Annotated in this window: 1 protein-coding gene; it reads right to left on the reverse strand. The window is 60.7% G+C overall.

The window, feature by feature from the left end; genetic code table 11:
- Positions 1-2,523, reverse strand: a 2,523-nt coding sequence (locus CH271_RS09660) for a non-ribosomal peptide synthetase (protein ID WP_254924357.1), incomplete at its 3' end; no start/stop codon positions are given.
- Between the last annotated feature and the right edge of the window lie 12 nt (positions 2,524-2,535).

The following is a 2,535-nucleotide window of genomic DNA, read 5'->3' on the forward strand; positions in this document are numbered from 1 at the left end:
CCGCAAACCGGAATCCAACACAAACAACGCATCACCCGGCACCGGCGTACCGATAGGAGCTCCATGACCAGGCTTCATGGGCGCACTCATAGAGGCGTAGAACGTCTCTGTCTCCCCGTAGCCATTGATCATTTCTCGGCCTGAAGCCCACCGATCGACAAGTTCGGGCGAGCATGCCTCACCCCCCACAAAAATGGTCCTTACTTGATCTATTCCCTCGGGCGAGAGCATCTCGAGTGCGGACGGGGTCTGGTTGACGGTGGTGACCTGCTCGTCTACCAGGATTCGGTGAAAGTCCGTTGCGGAGCGGGCGGCATGCTCAGGGATGATCACCAAGCGGCCGCCGTGCAGCAGAGCGCCCCACATCTCCCACACCGACACATCGAACGAGTACGAATGGAACATCGACCACACCTGATCTGGGGAATGTTTGAAAGCATGTTCCGAAGCTGCGTAGGTCTGGGTGACGTTCGTTTGTGTGATGCCGACGCCTTTGGGTGTGCCTGTCGTTCCTGAGGTGTAGATGATGTACGCGAGGAGGTCAGCATTCGGCACCGGCAACGTCGTCGTCGGCTGTTCAGCGACCTTGGGATCCTCGACATCTATCAGTGGGACCCCGGACTTACTGACGCGACCAGCGAGGCTCACCGTGGTCAAAATCGCGGCCGGCGCAGCGTCTTGTAGAACGAATGCCAGGCGCTCGTCAGGGGTGTTGATGTCGATCGGCAAGTAAGCAGAACCCAGCTTCAGCACCGAAAGTATGGCTATCACAGTGTGTTCCGAACGTGGCAGCAACAGTGCAACAACGTCCTCTACTCCCACCCCACGCCCAGCCAACAAATGAGCCAACTGCGTCGATGTGTCGTCCAACTCCTGATACGTCCACGACCGACCCTCGAACACCACCGCTATGACGTCCGGCCGCACCCTCACCTGCTCGGCGAACAACTCCGGAATCGCGGGGTCCACGATCGATTCATTTAGCACTGACCGCGCTCCGAGGGCGTCCAGCTGCGTCAGTTCTCTCTCGTCAAGCAAGTCGATTGACGCCACCGAGCGGTCCGTGCCGGCGAGCATCGTCGTGAGCACCCGCTGCCAGCGGGTAACAAGTTGTTTTACAGTTTCGGCGTCATAGACGTCGGTGCGGTACTCGACCAGACCCCCAATGCCTATGGGACGGCCGGAGTTGTCGAACCGCTCACGCAGGCTGAAAGTCAAGTCCATTCGAGCGGTCAAGGTGTCCGTGCGCTGCGGGGAAATGTCGAGACCTGGCAGAGACAGATCGGGCAGGGTGACGTTTTGCCAGGCGAACAGGATTTGGATCAACGGATGGTGAGCCTGCGTACGGACCGGATTGAGGCGCTCGACAAGCGCATCGAACGGCACATCTTGGTTCGCGAACGCGTCCAGGCTCCGCTCCCGTACCTCCTCCAACAAATCACCGAAGTTCATCTCGGCTGAAACCCGCGTACGCAACACCAGCGTGTTGACGAAAAACCCGACCATGCCGTCAAACTCGGTTCGCCCCCGCCCCGCCGTCGGCACCCCGAACGCCACATCCGCGCTCCCGCTCAAACGCGCCAACAGCACCGAAAGCGCCGCCGACATCACCATGAACGTCGTCGCATTGCGTTCCCGCGCCACAACCCGCACGAGTTCCTGCAGTTCGGCGGGCCATTCGACGACGACTTGGCCGCCCTGATGGTTGGCGACGGCGGGGTAAGGCCGGTCCGTGGGAAGCTCCAGCAGTCCCGCGTATCCAGCGAGGTTCCGCTCCCAGAAAACTGTTTGTCGACCAGATCGGGTATTAGGATCGTCGGCCTCGCCGAGGAGCTTGTGCTGCCAGATTGTGAAGTCGGCGTACTGAACGGGCAACGGCTCCCAGCCTGGCTCCGTCCGGGTGGTGCGGGCCTGATATGCGGTAGTCAGGTCGCGAACCAGCGGCGAGAGAGATGATCCGTCGGCGGCGATGTGGTGCATTGCCAGGGCCAGATGGTGTTCCGTGGTCGAGACTGCGAAAAGCCTTGCACGAAAGGGAATCTCGGTTTCTAAGTCGAAGGCGTGGCGGGTGACAATACCGACCGCCTCATCCAACTGTTGATCGGTCCAGTTGGTGGCGTCGATGACTTTGCAGGCGACAAGCCCTTCAGAGGCATCGAGAATGCACTGCTCGGGCACGCCAGCCGTAGCGGGAAACACTGTGCGAACACTCTCGTGCCGGGCTACGACATCGGCAACCGCCAGGGTCAGCGCGTCGACGTCGAGTAGACCGATTAGGCGTAGTACCAGAGGGATGTTGTATGTCGCCGATGGTCCCTCTAGCTGATGGATGAACCACAACCGACGCTGGGCGAACGACAGCGGCAACTGGGCCGGACGCGCATATGGCTCCCAGATTTGCCTGGTGCCCGACTGTCCTCCACCCACCACACGAGCCAGGCCCGCTACGGTGGGGGCTTCCATGAGTGCACGGACGCTGATTTCACAGTCGAAGGTTTCCTGCACGGCGGCTACGACACGCATCGCAGAGAGCGA

The sequence above is a fragment of the Rhodococcus sp. 05-340-2 genome (assembly GCF_002258915.1).
Lineage (GTDB): Bacteria > Actinomycetota > Actinomycetes > Mycobacteriales > Mycobacteriaceae > Rhodococcoides.